We start from the raw sequence: 19,483 nt of genomic DNA on the forward strand, positions 1-19,483 counted from the left end.
AGGACAGCAAATGCACGCTTTACCCATCAGTCACACATCGTTCGTGATCACGCAACACACCACGGCCACAGTGGTGCACATGACTGATGCGACCCCCGCGAAGAGTGGCCGCCGGCACCACCACTGGCGGCGGGACCTCGTCGAGTTGGCCGCGGTGTTCACGGCGGTGGTCGTCGCCGACGTGGTCGCCCACCTGGTGGGGCACACGCCCGACGGCCCGGCCCTCCTCCTCGCCGCAGCCGTGGCCCTCGTCGCCACCGCGATCTTCCACACCTGGTGGGCCCGGCGCCTACGCCGCTACCGCCACGACCCCGCGCCGACCGCCCACGAGACCGCCGACGGCCAGGGCTTCGTCAACGGCCAGAGCGACGCCGACGACCCGAGCGACCCCGACGACCGGGCAGCGACCGCCCTGTGGCGGATGCGCACCACCGTCCGCGACGCCCCCGGCAGCCTCGCCGCCCTCTGCAAGGCGCTGGCCGACCTCTCCGTGGACATCCTCTCCCTCCAGACGCACCCCCTCGCCGACGGCACCGTGGACGAGTTCCTGTTGCGTGCCCCCGCCGCCCTGCCCCCGGAGCAGTTGAAGCGGGAGGTGGCCCGGGCCGGTGGACAGGACACCTGGGTCGAGCGCGCCGACGCCCACGACCTCGTCGACGTGCCCACCACGGTGATCGGCCTCGCCACCCGCACGGCGCTGGACACGGCGGAACTTCCGCTCGCACTGCGCCAGTTGCTGGGGCGGTGCACCATCCGCTCCCTGCCCGCCGTCTCCCCCACCGGACGCCCGACCGGCCCGCTACCGCCCGAGGAAGGCGTCCTGGACGGCACGGTGCTGCGGCTGCGGGACCCCCGCGGCGGCACGATCGTCGTCGAGCGACCCCACCTGCCCTTCACCCCGACGGAGTTCGCCCGGGCCCGCGCACTGGTGGAGCTGGACGCCCGGATCGGCCCTCGGGTGCCGGGCGCGAAGGACGTGCTCACCCTCCCGGAGGGCGGCCGGATCGTGGTGCGCCGTGCCGACCAGGGCGATCTGGCCGCCGCCCGCGACATGCAGGACCGCTGCTCGGAGCGGACCTTGCGGATGCGCTACCACGGGCCGGTCGGCGACGCCCACCGCTACCTCGACCACCTGCTGAGCCCCCGACACGGCCGCACCCTCGCCGTCGAGAGCCCGTCCGGCGCGCTCGTCGCCCTCGGCCATCTGCTGTGGGACGGGGACGAGACGGAGATCGCCCTGCTGGTGGAGGACGCCTGGCAGCGCCGGGGCATCGGCGGCGAGTTGCTGACGCGCCTGGTCGCCCTCGCCCACGAAGCCGGCTGCGGTCAGGCGTACGCCGTGACCCAGTCGTCCAACACCGGCATGGTCGCCGCCATGCGCGGCCTCGGACTGCCCCTGGACTACCAGGTGGAGGAAGGCACCCTGGTGATCAGCGCGGCCCTGGACGCCGCGCCGGCGGACCCGCAGCCCCGGTACGAGCAGGTCGATCGCTGACGGGGCCGCAGCCCGGGCCCCTCGCAGGCCGCGCGCTCACGCGCGCCTCACATCCGGCCGCAGCAGCGTCGATATCGCGCCAAAGATCCGCCGAGAGCCCGGCCCGCGGCTCCGACCCGGTGCGCAGCACGCCGGGTCGGGCCCCGGCAAGGGCGACGCGCCGACCACCGGCGCAACGACCAGGATCGGGCGCCCGACGGCACGGCCGAAGAGCGGCGGCGCGCCGCGCCGGCCGCCCGAGGACCCTCGACTCCTCCGGCGGTTGGCTCGATCGGGTGATGACACGGCGCCCGCACCGTGCTTCCGAAGCCCCGGTCGGGGCGCGCCCCGGACCCCGTACGGCCCGCGTGCGGTGCCGTTCCGCCCCGCGCGGGCGCCGCGCGGCCCGTTCGTCCGGTCGATGACCAGCCATCGGCCGACCGTCGCGCCTGCTGCCGCTCCCGCACGATGGTGACGCGGACGCCCCACTCATAGAGGATGTGTGCATGTCAGTAACCCCCAGCAGCCCGCTGCCCCGTCAGGTCGCCGACGCCTACGTCGACGCACTCGTCGCCCTCGACCCGATCACCGGTACCTATCTCGGAGTCAAGGACAGCTCAAGCCGTCTTCCCGACTATTCGCCCGCGGGCCAGGAGGAGCGCGCCGAGCTGGCCCGGCGCACCCTCGCGCAGCTCGACGCGGCGGAGGGGCTGCCCGGGGCCGACAGCGACGCGGAGCGACGGTGCGGCAGGCTGCTGCGGGAGCGACTGACCGCCGAACTCGCGGTGCACGAGGCCGAGGAGGGGCTGCGCACGGTCAGCAATCTGCACTCGCCGGTGCACTCGGTGCGCGACGTGTTCACGGTGACCCCGACCGAGACCGAGGAGGACTGGGCGCGGGTCGTCGAGCGGCTGCACGCCGTCCCCGCCGCGCTGGACGGCTACCGCGCCGCCCTCGAACTGGGCGTGGAGCGCAAGCTCTTCGGCGGCCCGCGGGCCACCCGCACCTGCATCGGCCAGCTCACCGAGTGGATCGGGGGCGACCGCAGTTGGTTCGGCGCCTTCGTCGCGCCCGGGCCGGAGTCCCTGCGCGCCGAGTTGTCCGCCGCCGCCAGCGTCGCCACCGACGCGCTGGTCGTGCTGCGGGACTGGCTGCGCGATGCGTACGCCCCGGCCGTGGCCGACGCGTCGGACACGGTGGGCCGTGAGCGCTACGCCCGCTGGTCGCGCTACTTCAACGGCACCGACCTCGACCTCGACGAGGCGTACGCGTACGGCTGGTCCGAGTACCACCGGCTGCTCGGCGAGATGCGGGCCGAGGCGGAGGAGGTGCTGCCGGGGGCGGGCCCCTGGCAGGCGCTGGCCCACCTCGACGAGCACGGCCGCCACATCGAGGGCGTGGACGAGGTGCGCGACTGGCTCCAGGGCCTGATGGACGAGGCCATCGACGCCCTCGACGGCACGCACTTCGAACTCGCGGACGACGTGCGGAAGGTGGAGTCCCGCATCGCGCCGCCGGGCAGCGCCGCCGCCCCGTACTACACCAGCCCGTCCGAGGACTTCTCCCGCCCCGGACGGACCTGGCTGCCGACGATGGGCGCCACCCGCTTCCCGGTGTACGACCTGGTGTCGACCTGGTACCACGAGGGCGTGCCCGGCCACCACCTCCAGCTCGCGCAGTGGGTGTACGTCGCCGACCAGCTCTCCCGGTACCAGGCGTCGGTCGGCATCGTCAGCGCCAACTGCGAGGGCTGGGCGCTGTACGCGGAGCGGCTGATGGACGAGTTGGGCTTCCTCTCGGGCCCCGGACTGCGCCTCGGCTACCTCGACGCCCAGATGATGCGGGCCTGTCGGGTCATCATCGACATCGGGATGCACCTGGAGCTGGAGATCCCGGCGGACTCGCCGTTCCACCCGGGCGAGCGCTGGACGCCGGAGCTCGCGCAGGAGTTCTTCGGGGCCCACAACGGGCGGCCCGCGGACTTCGTGGAGAGCGAGTTGACCCGCTATCTGTCCATGCCCGCGCAGGCCATCGGCTACAAGCTGGGCGAGCGGGCCTGGCTGCTGGGGCGGGAGAACGCCCGCCGGGCGCACGGCGACGCCTTCGACGCGAAGGCGTGGCACATGGCGGCGCTGTCCCAGGGCTCGCTGGGCCTGGACGACCTCGTCGACGAGCTCTCCCGGCTGTGAGGGGTGCCGGCCCCCGGTGAGGGGCGCGACGGGTGGTGGGGCGGGTGCCCGCCCCACCACCCGGGGGCTGGACTCGTCGTTCGTCCATTGCTGCGTGGTGCGTCACATGCCGGTGGTGGTGAACGGGAGGCACCGGAACGGCTTGGAGTGTTCCAGGTCGAGCCGGCTGAGGACGAGTTGGGCAACGTTCGGGTCGACGGCCAGGCCGAGGTGGCCGGCCGAGCTGAGCGTGGGTGCCAACGTGAGGAAGTTGTCCCAACTGTTGACGCCGAGACCGTGGACGAGGACCACCGGCCCGGGGTGGGCGGCGCTGGGCTGACAGGACCAGTCGTTCCACCCCGACCACCCCGACTAACGTGGAGAGTCGGCCGATGCCGCCGTCGCCAGGGTGGTCGAAGCGAGCGCCGGCAGCACGAGTGCCGTCAGGAACGTGCGGAGTTTGGCCATGAGGCAACTCCCTGTTCGCGGATGAGGTAACCGGAAAGCAGAGCACGAGCCCTTGTTGAGAACAAGGCATCTTTTCCCAAGAGGGAAACCAGACTCGACTCAACGATCCGAAGGGCTTTCCGCGAAGCGAGGCGCAGACGTGACGGAACGTCAGGATGCGGGGAGGTCGGAGCTGATCACCGTGTAGAAGCGGTCGAGCCCGTCCTGAAGAGATGCTCGACCGGTGGGCCGCGCGGTCCCGGTGTCCAGGAGCCAGTCGGCGATGATGTCGAACAGGCCGCCGATCAGCCCCATCGCCACCGCGTGCGCGTGCGGGCCCGCCGCGACACCCAGCCGCTGCCAGACCGTCTCGGCGAAGGAGGCCGCCCACCGGCGGTTGGTACGACGGTGCGCCTCCGCCAGCGGCGTCACCGCCCGCCCCTCGCCGAACGTCACGCGCGCCACCCGCACGTCGTCCACGAAGGCGTCCGCGAAGTGCCGGATCAGCCCCCGCGCGGCCTCGTTCTCGTCCTGGTCGTCGCCCAGCGCGTCCAGCTTCGAGGTGAGACGTCCCGCCACGTCAACGACGATGCGATCGAGCAGCGCCAGGTACAGGGCCTCCTTGCTCGCGAAGACCTCGTAGAAGCTCTTGGTGCCGACGTACACCTGCTTGCAGATCTGCTCGATCGAGGTGTCCTGATACCCCGTGTTCCCCTCGGGTGGCACCCCTCCCGTGGCGCATCGGCCGTATCACGGGAGATCACGACGGCACGGGGGAACTCGCAGATCTTCGACCCCGTCAGTCCCATCGGAGTACGAGGACCGCCCCTGGATCGAACATGCCGTCGAACTCCGAGGCTGACGCGACCGTCGACAACGAGGAGTCACACATTGATCCGTGTCGCACGCAGGGCAGTTGCCGCCACAGCCCTGGCGCTGTTAATGGCGATCCCCACGCAGGCGCATGCCGAACCGCCCGACACCCCCCGGGCACATGGCTCCGCGTCGCCCAAGACGTTCTGGGAGCCGGGGGGACCCGGAGCCGCCCGGCTCCCGGAGGGCTGGCGGATCACCGGGCCGGGAGAGGACCGGGCACTGGTGTGGCGGTCGCCGCAGCGGGTGCCGACCGGGGATGCCCGCGTCGAGTTCTACGCCGGGGACCGCCTCGTCGGCCGACCCACCCCACAGCGCGACGGGCACACCTTCACCTTGAAGCTCGCCGACGCCCGATGGGGGGCCGGCGAGCCGAGTGACGTCGCGCGCCTGCGGGTGATGGCCGCCGGCCGGCGCCTCGACGTCCCGCCGGGTGACCGGGGCCCCGGCCGGACCCAGCCGTCGGAGCGCCCCGGCGCCGCGCCCGCGCAACTGCCCGTCAATCCGGTCGACCCCGGGGCCCGCGGGCCGTACCGCACGGTCAGTAGCGCATACGAGTTGCCGTCGATCAGGCTCCCCGGCTTCGCGGAGCCGGTGGAGATGCAGGGATTCGTCGTGGCGCCGACCGGTGCTCCGGGCAAGCGCCCGATGGCACTGTTCCTGCACGGCCGGCACCAGACGTGCTACAACGCCAGCGGTCAAGGGAACCTCTACTGGCCCTGTCCGCCGGGTTGGAAGCCCGTACCGAGCCACCGCGGGTACCGTGACAGCCAAGAACTCCTGGCTTCCCAGGGCTATGTGACGGTGTCCGTCTCCGCGAACGGCATCAACGCGCAGGACGTTTTCGCCGTCGACGACGGCGCGCAGGCCCGCTCGTCCCTGGTCCGGCACCACCTGGCCCAGTGGGCCGACTGGGCGGCCCACCACGATCGCGGCCCGGAGTCCGTCCGCGCGATGACGGCGGCCGACCTGTCCAAGGTGCTGCTCATCGGCCACTCCAGAGGCGGTGAGGGCGTCAACCGGGCCGCGCTCGACAGCCTGCACCGACCACCCGCCGACCAGGGCGGGTACCAGGGACCGGTGCGCTGGCGCATCCGCGGCACCGCCCTGATCGCCCCCACCGCCTTCGGCCAGAACCCCGCCCCGGACGTTCCGTCGATGACCCTGCTGCCCGCTTGCGACGGGGACGTCAACGACCTCCAGGGACAGCTCTACGTCGACGGCACCCGGGGCGTCGGCAGCGGCACCGCGCTGCACAGCTCGGTCTACGTCGTCGGAGCGAACCACAACTACTTCAACAGCGAGTGGACCCCGGGACAGGCCGAAGCCCCGGCCAGCGACGACTTCCACGAGATACCCAACCAGCCGGACGCGGTCTGCTCGCAGGGCGCACCGACCCGGCTGACCCCCGCCCAGCAGCAAAGCGCCGGCGCCACGTACCTCGCGGCGGCGGCCCGGCTGTTCGTGGCCGGCGACGACCGGGTGCGCCCGCTGCTCGACGGCACGGGACACCGTGCCCCCTCCGTGGGCACCGCGCGGGTCCTCGCCCACGCCGTCGGCGGCAACCGCACCCCCCTGGTCCTGCCCGACGCGGAAGCCGCCCCGACGGTTGAGGGCGGCCGGCTGTGCCGCCAGGTCGACATTGACCTCGCCACCCAGTGCCTCCCGCTGTGGGGCGAGCCGCAGTCACCCCACTTCGCACCCTGGCGTGTCCTGCCGGAACTCGGCCGGCAGACGATCACGGCCCGGTGGACGCAGCCGGGCACACCGGTGCGCGTGCGCCCCGCCGCTCCGGTCTCCTTGGCAGGCGCGCACTCGGTGGCGCTGCGGATCGCGGTGCCCCCGAACACCACGAGTACCCGACTCGACGTCGCCCTCACCGATGCCTCCGGACGTCGCAGTGACCTCGGCCAGGTCACGGTCGACGGGCTGCCCGGGACCGACCGCACCGCTTCCGTCTGGGCCCAGGAGGTGCGGCTGCCGCTGTCCGCCGCTACCGGGGCCGGAGTCGACCTGGCACGCGTGGCGGCCCTGGAGCTGACCCCGCGCGGAGGTCCGGGACAGCTGTGGCTGATGGACGCCTGGGGCTGGCGCGCCGGCACCCCCGAGACACGGCCCGCCACCCTGCCGCGCATCGACGTCGGACAGTTGACGGTCCAGGAGGGCGACACGGGCGAGCGAACCTATCGCGTCCCAGTGCACGTCAGCGGCGAGGGCAGTGGCCAGGTCCGGCTCACCGACCCCGCCGGGGAGCAGCGGTTGGTCACGGTGCGCCCCGGCACCAACTCCGTCGACGTTCCCGTCACGGTCCGGGGCGACACCTTGTACGGCAGGGACGAGTCGCACACGGTCGCCGTCAAGGCGGTGCGGAACGCGGCCGTGGGCTCGGACCTCGGCAGCATTCAGGTCGTGGACGACGACGCCCCGCCCAGGGTCGATGTCACGGCGGTCGCGGACCGTGTCACCGAGGGGCAGCCACTGGCTTGGCGCGTCACGCTGTCCGCACCGGTGGAGTTCCATCTGTGGGACGTGTCGCTCGTCGTCGAGCCGGTGACCGGCGGTCCTGAGTTGTCCACGACGGACGTCCCGGCGGCGTGGCTCGACCAGCGCTTCGGCGCCTCCCCACTGCCAGAGCGGCCACTGTCCCGCGTACACGACAGGCCGGCGATCGAATTCGAGATCCCCCGGGGACAGACGAGTACGGAGGTGCAGGTGCCGACGGTCGCGGACGGCATCGGCGAGTCGGAGGAGGCCCTGCGACTGCGGGCGCGGACGAGCTGGGAGCTTGCCGAAGGACCAGTGGTGACCGGAACGGTCCGCGACCCGTCCTGACAGGGCAGTCGCACGGCTGGCCCGCCGATCGGCACCGCGCCGAACGGCGGGCCGGCCGACGACCGCACCTCACAGCGCCGTAACCCGTGGGGAGAAGCGGGGAATCGACTCGTCAGCGCCTGAAGCCGCCCTCCGAGTTGATCACCTCGCCGGTGATCCACTCTGCCTCGTCCGTGGCCAGCCAGGCGATCAGCCGGGCCGGGTCGTCCGGCATGCCCCAGCGCCCGCTGGGGAACCGGTCGGCGATCGCCCGGTAGTCGTCGCCGTCCATGTAGTCCGTGTCCACCGGGCCCGGGTTGACGGTGTTGATGGTCACGCCGAGCTCCCCGAGATGGGTCGACAGGGAGCGGGTGACGGACGCCAGCGCCCCCTTGCCCAGGCCGTACGCCAACTCCCACGGCATGCCGCCGGCGATGTCCTGGCCGGAGGTCATCGTCACCACCCGCCCGCCGGGGGTGCCCGCGGGCAGCGCGGCGCGCAGCCGGGCGAACTCCTTGACCATCAGCACCACGGAGCGCACGTCGACGGCCCAGTGGGCGTCGAGGTGGCGCACGTCGATCTCGTCGAGCGTGCCGTCGAAGCCGCTGAGCGCGTGGTTGGCGACCAGGACGTCGAGCCGGCCGCCGAGTTCGTCGGCGGCCCTCTCCACCAGGGCGGCGGGCGCCGCCGGGTCCGCCAGGTCGGCGGGGCCGTGCACGACCACGGCTTCGGGGTCCGCGAGCGCGGCGCGCACCCCTTCGACGACCGCTTCGATGCCGCCCGGCTCGGCGCCCCACGGCTTCTGCGCGTCGTGGGACATGTGGTGGTGCAGATAGACGCTCGCGCCGTACGCGGCGAGCCGGCGGGCCACCGCGTACCCGATGCCGCCTCGTCTGCTCGCGCCGGTCACCAGCGCGGTGCGCCCGCGCAGGGGAAGGGGGTCTCGCCGTAGGGAATGGGGTTCGGGATGGGGAAGTTTGGGCACGGTGCCCCATCCTGGGTGTTCGGTCGGCCCCTGTCACATGGATTTCCCCCGCCCGGGCCGCGGGCGGCCGGCCCGGGTCAGTCGCCGGCCGCGCCGAGCCGCAGGCGGACGGCGGAGCCGGACCGTTCCTTGACCACCTCCAACTGGGTGGGGATGCGGCGGCGCAGGTCCGGGACGTGGCTGACGATCCCGACGCTGCGGTCCCGCTCCCGCAGCGAGTCCAGTACGTCCAGCACCTCGTCCAGGGTCTGTTCGTCCAGGCTGCCGAAGCCCTCGTCGATGAAGAGGGTGTCCAGTCGGACGCCGCCCGCCTCGTCGGTGACGACGTCGGCGAGGCCGAGCGCGAGGGCGAGCGAGGCGAAGAACGCCTCGCCGCCGGAGAGCGTCGCCGTGTCGCGCGCGCTGCCGGTCCAGGCGTCGAGGACCCGCAGGCCGAGCCCGGCCCGCTTGCTGCCGGCGCGGGCGTCGGAGTGGGTGAGGGTGTAGCGGCCGGCCGACATCCGCTGGAGGCGAGCCGTGGCGGCCGCCGCGACCTGCTCCAGCCGGGCGGCGAGCACGTACGACTCCAGGCGCATCCGACGTTCGTTCGCGGCGGAGGTGCCCGCGGTGAGCGCGGCGAGCCCGGCCACCCGGTCGTACTCCGCGCGCAGCGGGCCGAGGGCCCGGTGCTCGGCGAGGGCCTGCCGGGAGAGCGCGGCCAAGTCCGTGCGGCGCTCCTGCGCGGCGGCGAGCGCGGTCGAGGCGTCCCGCAGGGCGCGTTCGGCGACCGCGAGGTGCGCGGCCGCCGCGTCCGGGTCGGCCGGGGGCAGTTCGGAGGCGGCCCGGGCCGCCGGCTCCGCGAGGCGGTCGGCGACGGCCGCCGCTTCGGTGCGCCAGGTGTCGACGCGGCGCTGCAACGCGCGGTGGGCCGCGTCGCCGAGCAGGGCGTCGGCGGCGGCGCCCGGGGTGTCGAAACCGGCGCGGTAGGCGGTGTCCGCCGCCTGTCCGTCGGTGTCCTTCACGCGCCGGGCGGTGGCGTCGCAGGCCCGTACGGCCTCGGCGGCGTCGGCGAGGAGCAGCACCCGGCGCTCCCACTGCGCGGCGCGCTCGGCGACGCTGCGCGCCCCGCCGCGGGCCCGCTCCACCTCGTCGGTCAGCGCGGACTGCTCCCGGTCGAGCGCTTCCCGCTCGGCCGTGCGGGCGGCCTGGCGCTGCTCGATCTGCTGGCGGGCCGCGGTCCGCTCGGTGTGCTCCCGCTCGATCCGGTCCAGCGCTTCGCGGGCCGCGTGGGTGCCGGCGGCGCTGTCGTGGGCGGCGCGGTGCTCGCGTTCCAACTGGGCGACGAAGGAGGCCAGTTCGGATTCGGGGGTGTCGTACGCATCGGGCTCGGCGGGTGCCGGACCGTCGGGGGCGCCGTCGACCCGGGCCTGGCGGCGGGCCGCCTGGCGGGCCTCTTGCAGCACGGCGAGGGCGCGCTCGGCTGCGCCGGCGGCCTGCTGGGCGCGGGTGTGGGTGCGGTACGCCGCTTCTTCTTCGGCGGGCGAGACCTGGTCGTCGGTGGTGGGGGCCGGGGCGGGGTGGTCCGGCGAGCCGCAGACGGCGCAGGGGGCGCCGGGCTCCAGATGCGCGGCGAGTTCGGCGGCGATGTGCGCCAGGCGGCGTTCCTTGAGGTCGAGCCAGCCGTCCTTGGTGGTGAGCGCCGTGTCGTGGGCGGTGCGCAGCGCCTGCTCGGCGTCGGCCACCCGCGCGGTGAGGCGGTCCCGCTCCCGGGCCGCATGCAGCCGTCGGCGGGCGGGGTCGAGGCGGCCGGCCAACTGCTCGGCTCGGGTGGCCGCTTCCTGGGCCCGGGCCACCCGCTTCTGGTGCGCACTGCGCAGCGCGGGCCAGCCGGCGAGCCACTCCTGTGCGTCCTGGAGGACGTCGTCGTCGGCGCGGGTCGCGCGGTCGAGGGCGGTGCGCTGGCGGGCGATCTCCTCGGCGCGCCGCTCGGCCCGGCGGGCGGCCTCCAGGCCGCCGAGGTCTCGGCGGAGCCGGCGCTCCTCGTCGGCCAACTGCTCTGCGCCCGCCTCGGTCAGCTCGGTCGGCAGCGCGGCGCGGACGCCGTCCAGTGCGGCCTGGGCGGCGCGGTGGTCGCGTTCGGCGTCGTCCCGGAGGGTGAGGGCGGGCGCCACCCGCTCCGCGCGGCGGGCCAGCTGCATCCGGGCCACCGCGGCGTCGTGGTCCGCCCGGCCCGCCGTCAGTGCTTCGTCGCGGCGGCGTGCGTCCTCGTGGCGCTGTTGGAGCCGGTGCTGTTCGCGGGCGGTGTCGAGGGCGGCGCGGGCGGCGCGCTCGCGCGCCTCGGCCGCGGCGAGGGCGCTGTCCGCGACGGCGTGCCGCTCCTGCGCGCCCGCGCGGGCGACGGCCGCCCAGGCGAGGACGGCTTCGGCGAGCCCGGGGTCCCCGGGCGCCTGGGTCGGTACGGGCCAGTCGTCGGCGACGCCGGCCGCGGCCTGCTCCATCTTGTGCAGCGCCGCGAGGAGCCGCTCGTCTCCGGTGCGCACCCGGGCTTCCGCGGCGCGCCGTCGATCGGCCAGGCGCTCTTCGACGGCGGCGAAGCGGCGGGTGTCGAAGAGCCGGCCCAGGAGCCGGCCGCGGGCTTCGGCGTCGGCCCGTAGGAAGCGGGCGAAGTCTCCTTGCGGCAACAGCACGACCTGGCAGAACTGCTCGCGGCTCATGCCGCCCAGCAGTTGGGTGATCTCCTCCCCGATCTCGTCGTGGGAGCTGCTGAGCGCCTTCCACTCGCCGCTCGCGGGGACGTACTCGCGCAGCCTGCTCTGGGCGCGCTCGGTGGTGAACCCCTGGCCCTTCTTCTTCGGGCGCGGCTGGGCGGGGCTGCGGCGGATCTCCAGCCGGCGCCCGCCGACGGTCAGGTCGAGGAGGACTTCGGTGGGCAGGTCCGCGGGCGCGTGGTCGCTGCGCAGCGCGGCGCCGGGGCCCTGCCGGGCGCCGGGCACGGTGCCGTACAGCGCGAAGCAGACCGCGTCCAGGACGGAGGTCTTGCCCGCGCCGGTCGCTCCGTGCAGGAGGAAGAGGCCGTCGGCGGTGAGGGCGTCGAAGTCGATCTCCTGGCGGGCGGCGAAGGGGCCGAACGCGGTGACGGCGAGTCGGTGCAGCCTCATCCCGCGGCCTCCGCCCCGGCGATCCGCACCTCGTCGAACGCCGCGCGCAGCACGGTCCGTTCCTCCTCGTCGGGGCCGGTGCCGCCGCGCACGTGGGTGACGAAGTCCTCCGCGATCTCCACGTCGCTGCGGCCCCGCATCCGCTGGGCGTACGACACCGCCGAGTCCTGCGGGTCGCGTTCGGGGGCGAAGACGATGCTGAGGACGTGCGGGAAGCGGGCGGTGAGCCTGGCCATGGGCTCGGCGGGGCGGACCGGGTCGGTCAGGGTGGCTTCGACGAAGGCGTCCTCGTGCCGCTCGTGGGCGGGGTCCTCCAGCAGCTCCGCGAGGCGTCCGGAGAGCCGGGCCAGCGGCCGGGGCACGGGGCAGTCGATGCGCTCGGCCGTCACGGAGCCCTCGGCGTCGAGCTCGACCAGCCACGTCGTCTTGCGGTGGGTGGCTTCGGAGAAGGAGTACGCGAGGGGGGAGCCCGAGTACCGTACGCGCCCGGTGATGGTCTGGCAGCCGTGGAGGTGGCCCAGGGCCACGTAGTCCACGCCGTGGAAGGTCTCGGCGGGCACCGCGGCGACCCCGCCGACGGTGATGTCCCGCTCGCTGTCGCTGGCCTTGCCGCCGACGACGAAGGCGTGGGCGAGGACGACGGAGCGGGTGCCGGTCGGGCGGGCGGCGAGGTCGGCCCGCACCTGCTCCATGGCCGCGGCGAGCACGGTCTCGTGGCGTGCCTTGTCGACCCGGAAGTCGTCCTTCACCAGCACCGGTTCCAGATAGGGCAGTCCGTAGCACGCCACGTCGCCGTGGGCGTCGGCGAGCACGACGGGGGCGGCGCAGCCGGCGGGGTCGGTGCGCAGATGGATGCCGGCGCGCTCGATGAGGCCGGCGCCCACGCCGAGGCGGCGCGCGGAGTCGTGGTTCCCGGAGATCATCACGGTGGGCACGCCGACGTCGGCGAGCCGGTGCAGCGCGCGGTCGAAGAGCTCGACGGCGGCCAGCGGCGGCACCGCCCGGTCGTACACGTCGCCCGCCACCAGGACCGCGTCCACCTCGCGCGCGCGGGCCGTCGCCACCAGGTGGTCGAGGAACGCGGCCTGGGCTTCGAGCATGCTCACCCGGTGCAGGGAGCGCCCCAGGTGCCAGTCCGAGGTGTGCAGGAATCTCATGATCCCCGAGCGTAACGGCGGGGTGTGACAGCCCGGGTGGCTTCTGGGATTCCGGCAGCCGCGGGGGCCCCGCCGGCCTCAGGCGTCGCCATACGCCTCACCGCCGAGTTCCAGCGCGGCCGTTCCGGCGGTGACGTCGGCGAGCCAGGCGCGGAAGGCGTCGGTGTCGGCGTCCGGCAGCCCGATCTCGATGGTGACCTGCTCCGCGTAGCGGACGTCCCGCACGGCGCGGCCGGTGGCGCGCAGGTCGTTCTCCAGCTTCCCGGCCCGCTGGTGGTCGACGGTGACGACGGCGAGCCGGAAGCGGCGCCGGGTGCGGGTGCCGATCGCGTCGAGGGCTTCGCCGACCGCTCCCCCGTACGCCCGGATCAGCCCGCCGGCGCCGAGCTTGACGCCGCCGTAGTAGCGGGTGACGACGGCGACGGCGTAGCGGACGTCGCGCCGCAGCAGCATCTGGAGCATCGGCACTCCTGCGGTGCCGCCGGGCTCCCCGTCGTCGCTCGCCTTCTGTACGGAGGCGTCGGCGCCGATCACGTACGCGAAGCAGTTGTGGGTGGCGGTCGGGTGCTCGCGGCGGATGCGGGCGACGAACGCCTGCGCCTCCTCCTCGGTCGCGGCGGGGGCGAGCGCGCAGATGAAGCGCGATCGGTTGATCTCGGTCTCGTGGACGCCCTCGCGGGCCACCGTCCGGTACTGCTCCTGCATCCGCCCACCCTATGCTTCACCCGTTCGAGGAGGTGCGGAGGGGAATGCTCCGCACGGGCGGTCCGTTGTCGAAGGCATGTACGCAGACGACGAGACGATCCGCAGGATCCTCACTTCGACGGGCCCCACGTGGGCGGTGGTCGGCCTGTCCAACAACGAGTCGCGGGCGGCGTACGGGGTCGCGCGCGTCCTCCAGCGCTTCGGCAAGCGGATCGTCCCGGTCCACCCCAAGGCGGAGACGGTCCACGGCGAGCAGGGTTACGCGTCCCTGGCCGACGTCCCCTTCGACGTGGACGTGGTCGACGTGTTCGTCAATGCGGAGCTGGCGGGCGCCGTCGCGGACGAGGCGGTGGCCAAGGGGGCGAAGGCGGTGTGGTTCCAGCTCGGCGTGGTCGACGAGGCGGCGTACGAGCGCACCCGGGCCGCCGGCCTGGACATGGTGATGGACCGCTGCCCCGCGATAGAGATCCCGCAGCTGGACTGACGCCGCCGGTCGACACGGACTCGTGCCGTGGCGGGCCCGCCACGGCACGATGTCAGACGCCCAGGCCCTCCAGGACGACCGCGCCCGGCAGTACGGCGAACGCCTTGCCCGGGACGATCAGCTTGCCGCGGCGCCGTCCGCTGCCGATGAGCACCCACGGGGTGTCGACGACGGCGGAGTCCACCAGGACGGGCCAGTCCGCGGGCAGTCCGACGGGGGTGATCCCGCCGTACTCCATCCCCGTCTGACCGGTCGCGGCCTCCCGGGAGGCGAAGGACGCCTTGCGCGCGCCCAGGTGCTTGCGGACGACCCCGTTGACGTCGGCCCGGGTGTGCGAGAGCACGACGCAGGCCGCGATGGTGGACTCGCCGGCACGCTTGCCGGCCACCAGGACGCAGTTCGCGGACTGCCGCAGCAGCTCCTCGCCGTGGTGTGCCACGAAGTCGGCGGTGTCGGCGATCGCCGGGTCCGTGTCGACGTAGATCAACTGGTCCGCGGGGACGTCGCCGGTCCAGTTCCGTACGGCGTCGGCGACCGGGGGGACGAGCTGGTCCAGGCAGTCGGGGGCGGGGCGGGGGTTGTCGAAGGAGCCGATGGGTGCGCGCATTCCCGCACGCTAACAGCGCCCGCGCCCGGGCGGCCAAGCCGTTCGACCCGTGGGTGGACGGCGTGATCCGCGGCGGGGCCGGGGAGTTGGGCCCGGGCGTTCACCGGGGCGGCGGGCTCAGGGCACGGGCGGCACGGAGACCGCCATCGTGACCTCCGTGGGTTCGTCGCCGTCGTTGCGGTAGGCGTGCGGGAGGTTGGACTCGAAGGTCGCGGACGCCCCTGCGGGCACGGCGTGCGCCACTCCGTCCACGACCAGCGTGAGGACCCCCTCGGTGACGTGCAGCAGCTCGATCGTGCCGCTGGGGTGCGCGTCGGACGAACTGCCCTCGCCGGGCATCAGCCGCCACTTCCACAGCTCCAGCGGACCGCGCTTCTCGACCCCGATCAACAGGCTGCTGGAGCTGCCGTCGGGGGTGCTCCACATCCGCACCGCCCGGTCCGCCGGGACGATCCGGACCTGGGGCCCCTGGTCGTGGTCGAGGAGGGTGGCGATGCTGATGCCGAGGGCGTCGGCGAGCTTCACCGTGGTGCCGACGCTGGGGTTGGTCCTGGCCTGTTCGATCTGGATGACCATGCCCCGGCTGACCCCCGAGCGGGCGGCGAGGGCGTCGAGGGTGAACCCCCGCTCGCTGCGCCACCGCTTGAGGTTCCGGGCGAGCGCCTGGGTGAGCTGATCGAGGTCAGACACATTCCATCCAATAAATTGAATCCGAAGGTGCAAAATCTTGCACTACGGTGTGCTGCACCACCACGTCCAGCACACTGCACTGCGAGGTCTTCCCATGGTCGCACTCTTCGCCCTGACCACCGCACTCCTGATGGGCCTCGCGGACTTCGGGGGCGGCCTGCTGACGCGACGGGCCCCGGCCCTCACCGTCGTGGTGGCCTCGCAGACCATCGCGGTCGTCGTCCTCGGCGCGATCGTCGTCGCGACCGGCGCCTGGCGGGAGAGCGGCCCGCAACTCTGGTACGCGGTGGCGGCCGGCGTGCTCGGCCCGCTCGCCCTGCTCTGCTTCTACCAGGCGCTCGCCCTCGGCCCGATGGGCGTGGTGTCCCCGCTCGGCTCCCTGGGCGTGGCCGTGCCCTTCGGCGCGGGGCTGTTGATGGGCGAGCGCCCGGGCCTGCTCCAGGTCGCCGGCGTGGCGGTCGCGGTGGCCGGCATCGTCCTCGCCGGCGGCCCGGAACTGCGCGGTGCACCCGTCCGCCGGCGGGCCCTGATGCTGACCCTGGGCGCGGCGTTCGGCTTCGGTGCGGTCATGACGTTGATCGCCGAGGCGTCGTCGACCCTGCCGGGGCTCTTCCTCGCGCTCTTCGTCCAGCGCCTGACGAACGTCGCGGTCGGCGGCGCCGCGCTGTGCGCGACGGTGCGGCGCGGTTCGCCCGCCCTGCCCGAAGAGGGCGGGTTCCGCGTGCTGTGGACCTCGCTGCCGCTGCTCGCGTTCGTCGGCCTCGCGGACGTCGCCTCCAACGGCACGTACTCGCTGGCCGCCCAGACGGGACCGGTGACGGTCGCCGCCGTCCTGTCGCATCTGTACCCCGTGGTCACCGTGGTCGCGGCGCTGGTCCTGCTCAGGGAGCGGCTGCGCGGCGTCCAGGCGACGGGCGCGGGCCTCGCGCTGGCCGGCGCCGTCCTGCTGGCCACCGGCTGAGCCGGCGGGCCCGCCCGCGCTTCACTGCGCCCGACGCTCCGCATCGCCGAGGGCCAGCAGTTGCTCGGGGGTGATCCCCTCCGGTATCGGCACGGGAGCCGGGGTGCGCAGCGGCGGCTCCCAGCCGCGCACCGGGTCCCAGCTCCGTACGATCCGGGCCGGCGCGCCCGCGACCACCGAGTGGTCCGGGACCTCGCCGCGGACCACCGCACCGGCCGCAACGACGACGTTGCGCCCCAGCCGCGCGCCCGGCAGGACGACGGCGCCGGTGCCCAGCCAGCAGCCGGGGCCGATCTCCACCGGTGCGGTGCGCGGCCACTGCCGGCCCACCGGCTGGTGCGGGTCGTCGTAGCTGTGGTTGGTCGAGGTGATGTAGACGTAGGGCCCGCAGAAGGTGTCCTTGCCGATCGTCACCCGGGTGTCCGCGACGACGTGGCTGCCCCGTCCCAGCACCACGCCGTCGCCCAGGGTCAGGATCGGGTCGGGCCCCAGGTCGAGCCCGGGCATCATGCCGGCGGTGAGGGTGACCTGCTCGGCGATGATGCAGTGGGCGCCCAACTCGATCCACCGCTCCCCGAACACGGTGCCCTGGGGGAACGCCAGCCGGGTGCCGGGCCCGAAGGTCCTGAAGCACAGCCGACCGGGCCGGTCGGCGGTGACGGCGCCGGCGTCCGTCGCCCAACCCCACGCGCGGTGCAGCCCGCGGGTCACCGCCCCCCGCCACCAGGCGGAAGGCGACGGGAACGAGAACGTGTTTCTGTTCTTGGGCACCCGGCCACGGTAGTCCGCCGGGGCGCGGGCGTTCAGACCCGCGCCCTGTGATGTTCGCCCCACGAGCGCGCTGTTCGCCCCCCCACGCGCCGGGAGACCCTCCTGTCGCGGGGCCCATTTATCACGATCCCGCCGCCCGTACGGCGACTTCGGCGCGAAGTCCTCCGTTCTGTGGGCGTCCGCGCCATCCGGGCACGCCCCCGGCGCCCCGTGGCTAGCATGAGCGCCACCTACTTGCGGAAGATCACCGTCAACTTCGGGCTTCCCCCTGGGTGTTCGGCCGTCGGCGCCTCGGCCGGACCGCATGACCCGACAGTCCTCAGTCCTCCCGTCAGTCCTCCCGGCTTCGCACCGGATCGCCCCCGGACTCCAGACTCCAGCAGCGAGGGACCGAATGTCCGTGCCAGTCGCCCGGAAAACGCACCGGATACGCACGTCACCGCCGTCCGCGTACGCGCCGGCCTCCATCGCGGTGGCCACCGCCGCGGCCGGTGTCGCGATCGCCGCGGCCCCGGCGTCGGCCCGCACCTTCGTCGCGGTCACGGTCGCCGTCGCCTGGGCGTGGTTCTCCACCGCGGTCGTCGTCGGCGCCGTGACCGCCCGCAGGCTCCGCGGCGCAGAGGCGACGGCGCGCGTGGACGCCGCGTCCCTGCGCGCCCGGGCGGTGCGCGCCGACGCCGACCTCGCCCAACTCCTCGACGTCACCCTGCCCCTGGTCACCCGGCGGCTGCGGGACGGCGAGCGTGCCGACGCGGTGCTCGCCGGGGTGCCGGCGCCCGCCCACGCCAGGCTGCGGAGCCTGCTGCAGACGTACGCCGTGGAGGTCGACACCGGCGAGCGGGTGGCCAGGTCCGCCACCGCCGACAGCGTCGCCGCGGTGCGCCGGCTGACCCGCGCCACCGACGAGTTGGACCGGCTGATGACGGTCACCCTGCCCGACGCGGTCGCCCGGCTGCGCTCGGGCGCCTCCGCCGACACCGCGCTCGCCGCGCTGGAACCGCCGGACGACGACCGGCTCCGGGTCGTCCTGGACTCCGTCGTGCGCGAGTTCGCGGTGAGCGAGCGCCGGGCCGCCGCCGTGATGGGCGCCGGCACCAAGACGCTCAGCCAGGTCCAGGCGAAGGCGGTGAGCATGCTCGCCGACCTAAGGGAGTTGCAGGATCGTCACGGCGGGGAGATCTTCGGCGATCTGCTGCGGCTCGACCACAACACCTCCCAACTGGGGCTGTTGGCCGACCGGCTGTCGCTGCTGATGGGCGGTCGCACCAGCCGGACGTGGAACCGTCCGATCCGTACGGAGAGCATCCTGCGCGGCGCCGTCGGCCGGATCGCGGCGTACCGACGCGTCCGGCTGCACGTCTCCGGCAACGCCAAGGTCGTCGGGTACGCCGCCGAAGCCGTGATGCACCTCCTCGCCGAACTGATGGACAACGCGGCGAACTTCTCGCCGCCCATCGACGAGGTCCACGTGTACGTGGAGGAGCGCACCGCGGGGCTCGTGGTCACCATCGAGGACAGCGGGCTGAAGATGTCGGAGGCCGCGATGCGCCGGGCGGAGGAAGCGGTCTCCGGCCGCGCCACCAACCTCGCGTACCTGCGCAGCACCCGGATCGGGCTCGTCGTGGTCGGACTGCTGGCGGTCAAGTACCACCTGACCGTCACCTACCGACCGTCGTCCCGCGGGGGCACCGGCGTGGTGGTGCTCTTCCCGCCGCAACTGCTGCACCAGGAGCAGGTCGGCGCCGACCCGGAGGACGAGTTCGCCCAGCTCACCCGGGACGTCCCGGCCCCGACCCAGACCACGGCCGAGGCGTACGCGCACGACGTGCTCGCCGCCCCCGCCCCGGTGGGGCTCGACCCGGTCCGGCCCGACGTCGTGGCCCCCTTCGACGTCGCACCGCCGCCCGCCTCGCCGCTGCTGCCCCTCCAGGGCTCGCCCCTGGCGACCCCGAACGGGCTGCCCGTGCGCCCCCGCGGGCGCACCATGGCCGCCGCGGACCGCCGCCGGCCCGAGTACGACGCCGTACCCGACGCCGCGTCGGGCGGCGCGGCGTCGGGGTCCGACGGCGCCGGGGCCCTGCGGAGCCGGCCCGCGCGCGACGTGGGCGCCCGGTTCAGCGCGTTCCACCAGGCACGACGGCGCCCCGGCCCGTCCCCGGACGCCGCCGGAGCACCGTGAGGGCGGCCCCGGGCCCGTACGTGCGCCCGCCGCC

General features: G+C 74.2%; 14 protein-coding genes and 1 pseudogene. 6 read left to right on the plus strand and 9 right to left on the minus strand.

Annotation, left to right across the window (positions count from 1 at the left end; translation table 11 throughout):
* The first annotated feature begins 79 nt into the window (after nucleotides 1-79).
* Nucleotides 80-1,495, plus strand: a complete 1,416-nt coding sequence (locus tag ACH4E8_RS14525; RefSeq protein ID WP_398447889.1) for a GNAT family N-acetyltransferase — start codon at nucleotides 80-82, stop codon at nucleotides 1,493-1,495.
* A gap of 485 nt (nucleotides 1,496-1,980) precedes the next feature.
* Nucleotides 1,981-3,663, plus strand: a complete 1,683-nt coding sequence (locus ACH4E8_RS14530; protein ID WP_398447891.1) for a DUF885 domain-containing protein — start codon at nucleotides 1,981-1,983, stop codon at nucleotides 3,661-3,663.
* 192 nt (nucleotides 3,664-3,855) lie between these two features.
* On the opposite strand, the pseudogene ACH4E8_RS14535 reads toward ACH4E8_RS14530, so the two are convergent.
* Both ACH4E8_RS14535 and ACH4E8_RS14540 read right to left on the minus strand, forming a co-directional pair.
* Nucleotides 3,856-4,005 (minus strand): annotated as a pseudogene (locus ACH4E8_RS14535) (lipase); the annotation flags it as partial.
* Nucleotides 4,006-4,260: 255 nt separating this feature from the next.
* Nucleotides 4,261-4,815: a TetR/AcrR family transcriptional regulator gene (locus ACH4E8_RS14540; protein ID WP_398447893.1), complete on the minus strand. Its 555-nt coding sequence runs from the start codon at nucleotides 4,813-4,815 to the stop codon at nucleotides 4,261-4,263.
* 216 nt (nucleotides 4,816-5,031) lie between these two features.
* On the opposite strand from ACH4E8_RS14540, the gene ACH4E8_RS14545 reads away from it, so the two are divergent.
* Nucleotides 5,032-7,794: a hypothetical protein gene (locus ACH4E8_RS14545; protein WP_398447895.1), complete on the plus strand. Its 2,763-nt coding sequence runs from the start codon at nucleotides 5,032-5,034 to the stop codon at nucleotides 7,792-7,794.
* A 112-nt stretch (nucleotides 7,795-7,906) separates the two neighbouring features.
* Here ACH4E8_RS14545 and ACH4E8_RS14550 read toward each other — a convergent pair whose 3' ends face one another.
* The 4 genes from ACH4E8_RS14550 to ACH4E8_RS14565 form a co-directional block, all read right to left on the minus strand.
* Nucleotides 7,907-8,758 (minus strand): SDR family oxidoreductase, encoded by an 852-nt coding sequence (locus ACH4E8_RS14550; RefSeq protein ID WP_398447897.1) that lies wholly within the window; start codon nucleotides 8,756-8,758, stop codon nucleotides 7,907-7,909.
* A 77-nt stretch (nucleotides 8,759-8,835) separates the two neighbouring features.
* Nucleotides 8,836-11,895 carry an AAA family ATPase gene (locus ACH4E8_RS14555; protein ID WP_398447899.1) on the minus strand — a complete coding sequence of 1,020 codons (3,060 nt, stop codon included), beginning with the start codon at nucleotides 11,893-11,895 and terminating at the stop codon, nucleotides 8,836-8,838.
* Nucleotides 11,892-13,052, minus strand: coding sequence for an exonuclease SbcCD subunit D (locus ACH4E8_RS14560; RefSeq protein ID WP_398447901.1), 1,161 nt, complete (start codon nucleotides 13,050-13,052; stop codon nucleotides 11,892-11,894). Before ACH4E8_RS14560 ends, ACH4E8_RS14555 begins: the two co-directional genes overlap by 4 nt.
* Before the next feature lie 78 nt (nucleotides 13,053-13,130).
* The gene (locus ACH4E8_RS14565) at nucleotides 13,131-13,757 is read right to left on the minus strand and encodes a YigZ family protein (protein ID WP_398447903.1); all 627 of its coding nucleotides are present in this window, start codon (nucleotides 13,755-13,757) and stop codon (nucleotides 13,131-13,133) included.
* A gap of 76 nt (nucleotides 13,758-13,833) precedes the next feature.
* Here ACH4E8_RS14565 and ACH4E8_RS14570 point away from each other — a divergent pair, with 76 nt between their 5' ends.
* The gene (locus ACH4E8_RS14570) at nucleotides 13,834-14,241 is read left to right on the plus strand and encodes a CoA-binding protein (RefSeq protein ID WP_398447905.1); all 408 of its coding nucleotides are present in this window, start codon (nucleotides 13,834-13,836) and stop codon (nucleotides 14,239-14,241) included.
* 52 nt (nucleotides 14,242-14,293) lie between these two features.
* Here the strand turns inward: ACH4E8_RS14570 and ACH4E8_RS14575 are convergent, their stop codons facing one another.
* On the minus strand, nucleotides 14,294-14,848 hold the full coding sequence (locus tag ACH4E8_RS14575; protein WP_398447907.1) for a YbaK/EbsC family protein: 555 nt from the start codon (nucleotides 14,846-14,848) through the stop codon (nucleotides 14,294-14,296).
* Between the two features lie 117 nt (nucleotides 14,849-14,965).
* Nucleotides 14,966-15,538 (minus strand): helix-turn-helix domain-containing protein, encoded by a 573-nt coding sequence (locus ACH4E8_RS14580; protein WP_398447909.1) that lies wholly within the window; start codon nucleotides 15,536-15,538, stop codon nucleotides 14,966-14,968.
* Nucleotides 15,539-15,632: 94 nt separating this feature from the next.
* Here ACH4E8_RS14580 and ACH4E8_RS14585 point away from each other — a divergent pair, with 94 nt between their 5' ends.
* Complete coding sequence (locus tag ACH4E8_RS14585; RefSeq protein WP_398447911.1) at nucleotides 15,633-16,499, plus strand: EamA family transporter; 867 nt, start codon at nucleotides 15,633-15,635, stop codon at nucleotides 16,497-16,499.
* Nucleotides 16,500-16,520: 21 nt separating this feature from the next.
* On the opposite strand, the gene ACH4E8_RS14590 is transcribed toward ACH4E8_RS14585, so the two are convergent.
* Nucleotides 16,521-17,270 carry an acyltransferase gene (locus ACH4E8_RS14590; RefSeq protein WP_398447912.1) on the minus strand — a complete coding sequence of 250 codons (750 nt, stop codon included), beginning with the start codon at nucleotides 17,268-17,270 and terminating at the stop codon, nucleotides 16,521-16,523.
* Between the two features lie 394 nt (nucleotides 17,271-17,664).
* On the opposite strand from ACH4E8_RS14590, the gene ACH4E8_RS14595 reads away from it, so the two are divergent.
* Nucleotides 17,665-19,449, plus strand: a complete 1,785-nt coding sequence (locus ACH4E8_RS14595) for an ATP-binding protein (protein WP_398447914.1) — start codon at nucleotides 17,665-17,667, stop codon at nucleotides 19,447-19,449.
* Nucleotides 19,450-19,483 lie beyond the last annotated feature (34 nt).

This window comes from Streptomyces sp. NPDC017979 (genome assembly GCF_044328175.1).
Taxonomy (GTDB): domain Bacteria; phylum Actinomycetota; class Actinomycetes; order Streptomycetales; family Streptomycetaceae; genus Streptomyces.

What these genes read in the sequence shown, in the direction of transcription:
- ACH4E8_RS14525 (WP_398447889.1), top strand. Translation starts at nt 80, where the DNA reads ATGACTGATGCGACCCCCGCGAAGAGTGGCCGCCGGCACCACCACTGG.
- ACH4E8_RS14530 (WP_398447891.1), top strand. Translation starts at nt 1,981, where the DNA reads ATGTCAGTAACCCCCAGCAGCCCGCTGCCCCGTCAGGTCGCCGACGCC.
- ACH4E8_RS14545 (WP_398447895.1), top strand. Translation starts at nt 5,032, where the DNA reads ATGGCGATCCCCACGCAGGCGCATGCCGAACCGCCCGACACCCCCCGG.
- ACH4E8_RS14555 (WP_398447899.1), bottom strand. Translation starts at nt 11,895, where the DNA reads ATGAGGCTGCACCGACTCGCCGTCACCGCGTTCGGCCCCTTCGCCGCC.
- ACH4E8_RS14560 (WP_398447901.1), bottom strand. Translation starts at nt 13,052, where the DNA reads ATGAGATTCCTGCACACCTCGGACTGGCACCTGGGGCGCTCCCTGCAC.
- ACH4E8_RS14565 (WP_398447903.1), bottom strand. Translation starts at nt 13,757, where the DNA reads ATGCAGGAGCAGTACCGGACGGTGGCCCGCGAGGGCGTCCACGAGACC.
- ACH4E8_RS14570 (WP_398447905.1), top strand. Translation starts at nt 13,834, where the DNA reads ATGTACGCAGACGACGAGACGATCCGCAGGATCCTCACTTCGACGGGC.
- ACH4E8_RS14575 (WP_398447907.1), bottom strand. Translation starts at nt 14,848, where the DNA reads ATGCGCGCACCCATCGGCTCCTTCGACAACCCCCGCCCCGCCCCCGAC.
- ACH4E8_RS14585 (WP_398447911.1), top strand. Translation starts at nt 15,633, where the DNA reads ATGGTCGCACTCTTCGCCCTGACCACCGCACTCCTGATGGGCCTCGCG.
- ACH4E8_RS14595 (WP_398447914.1), top strand. Translation starts at nt 17,665, where the DNA reads ATGTCCGTGCCAGTCGCCCGGAAAACGCACCGGATACGCACGTCACCG.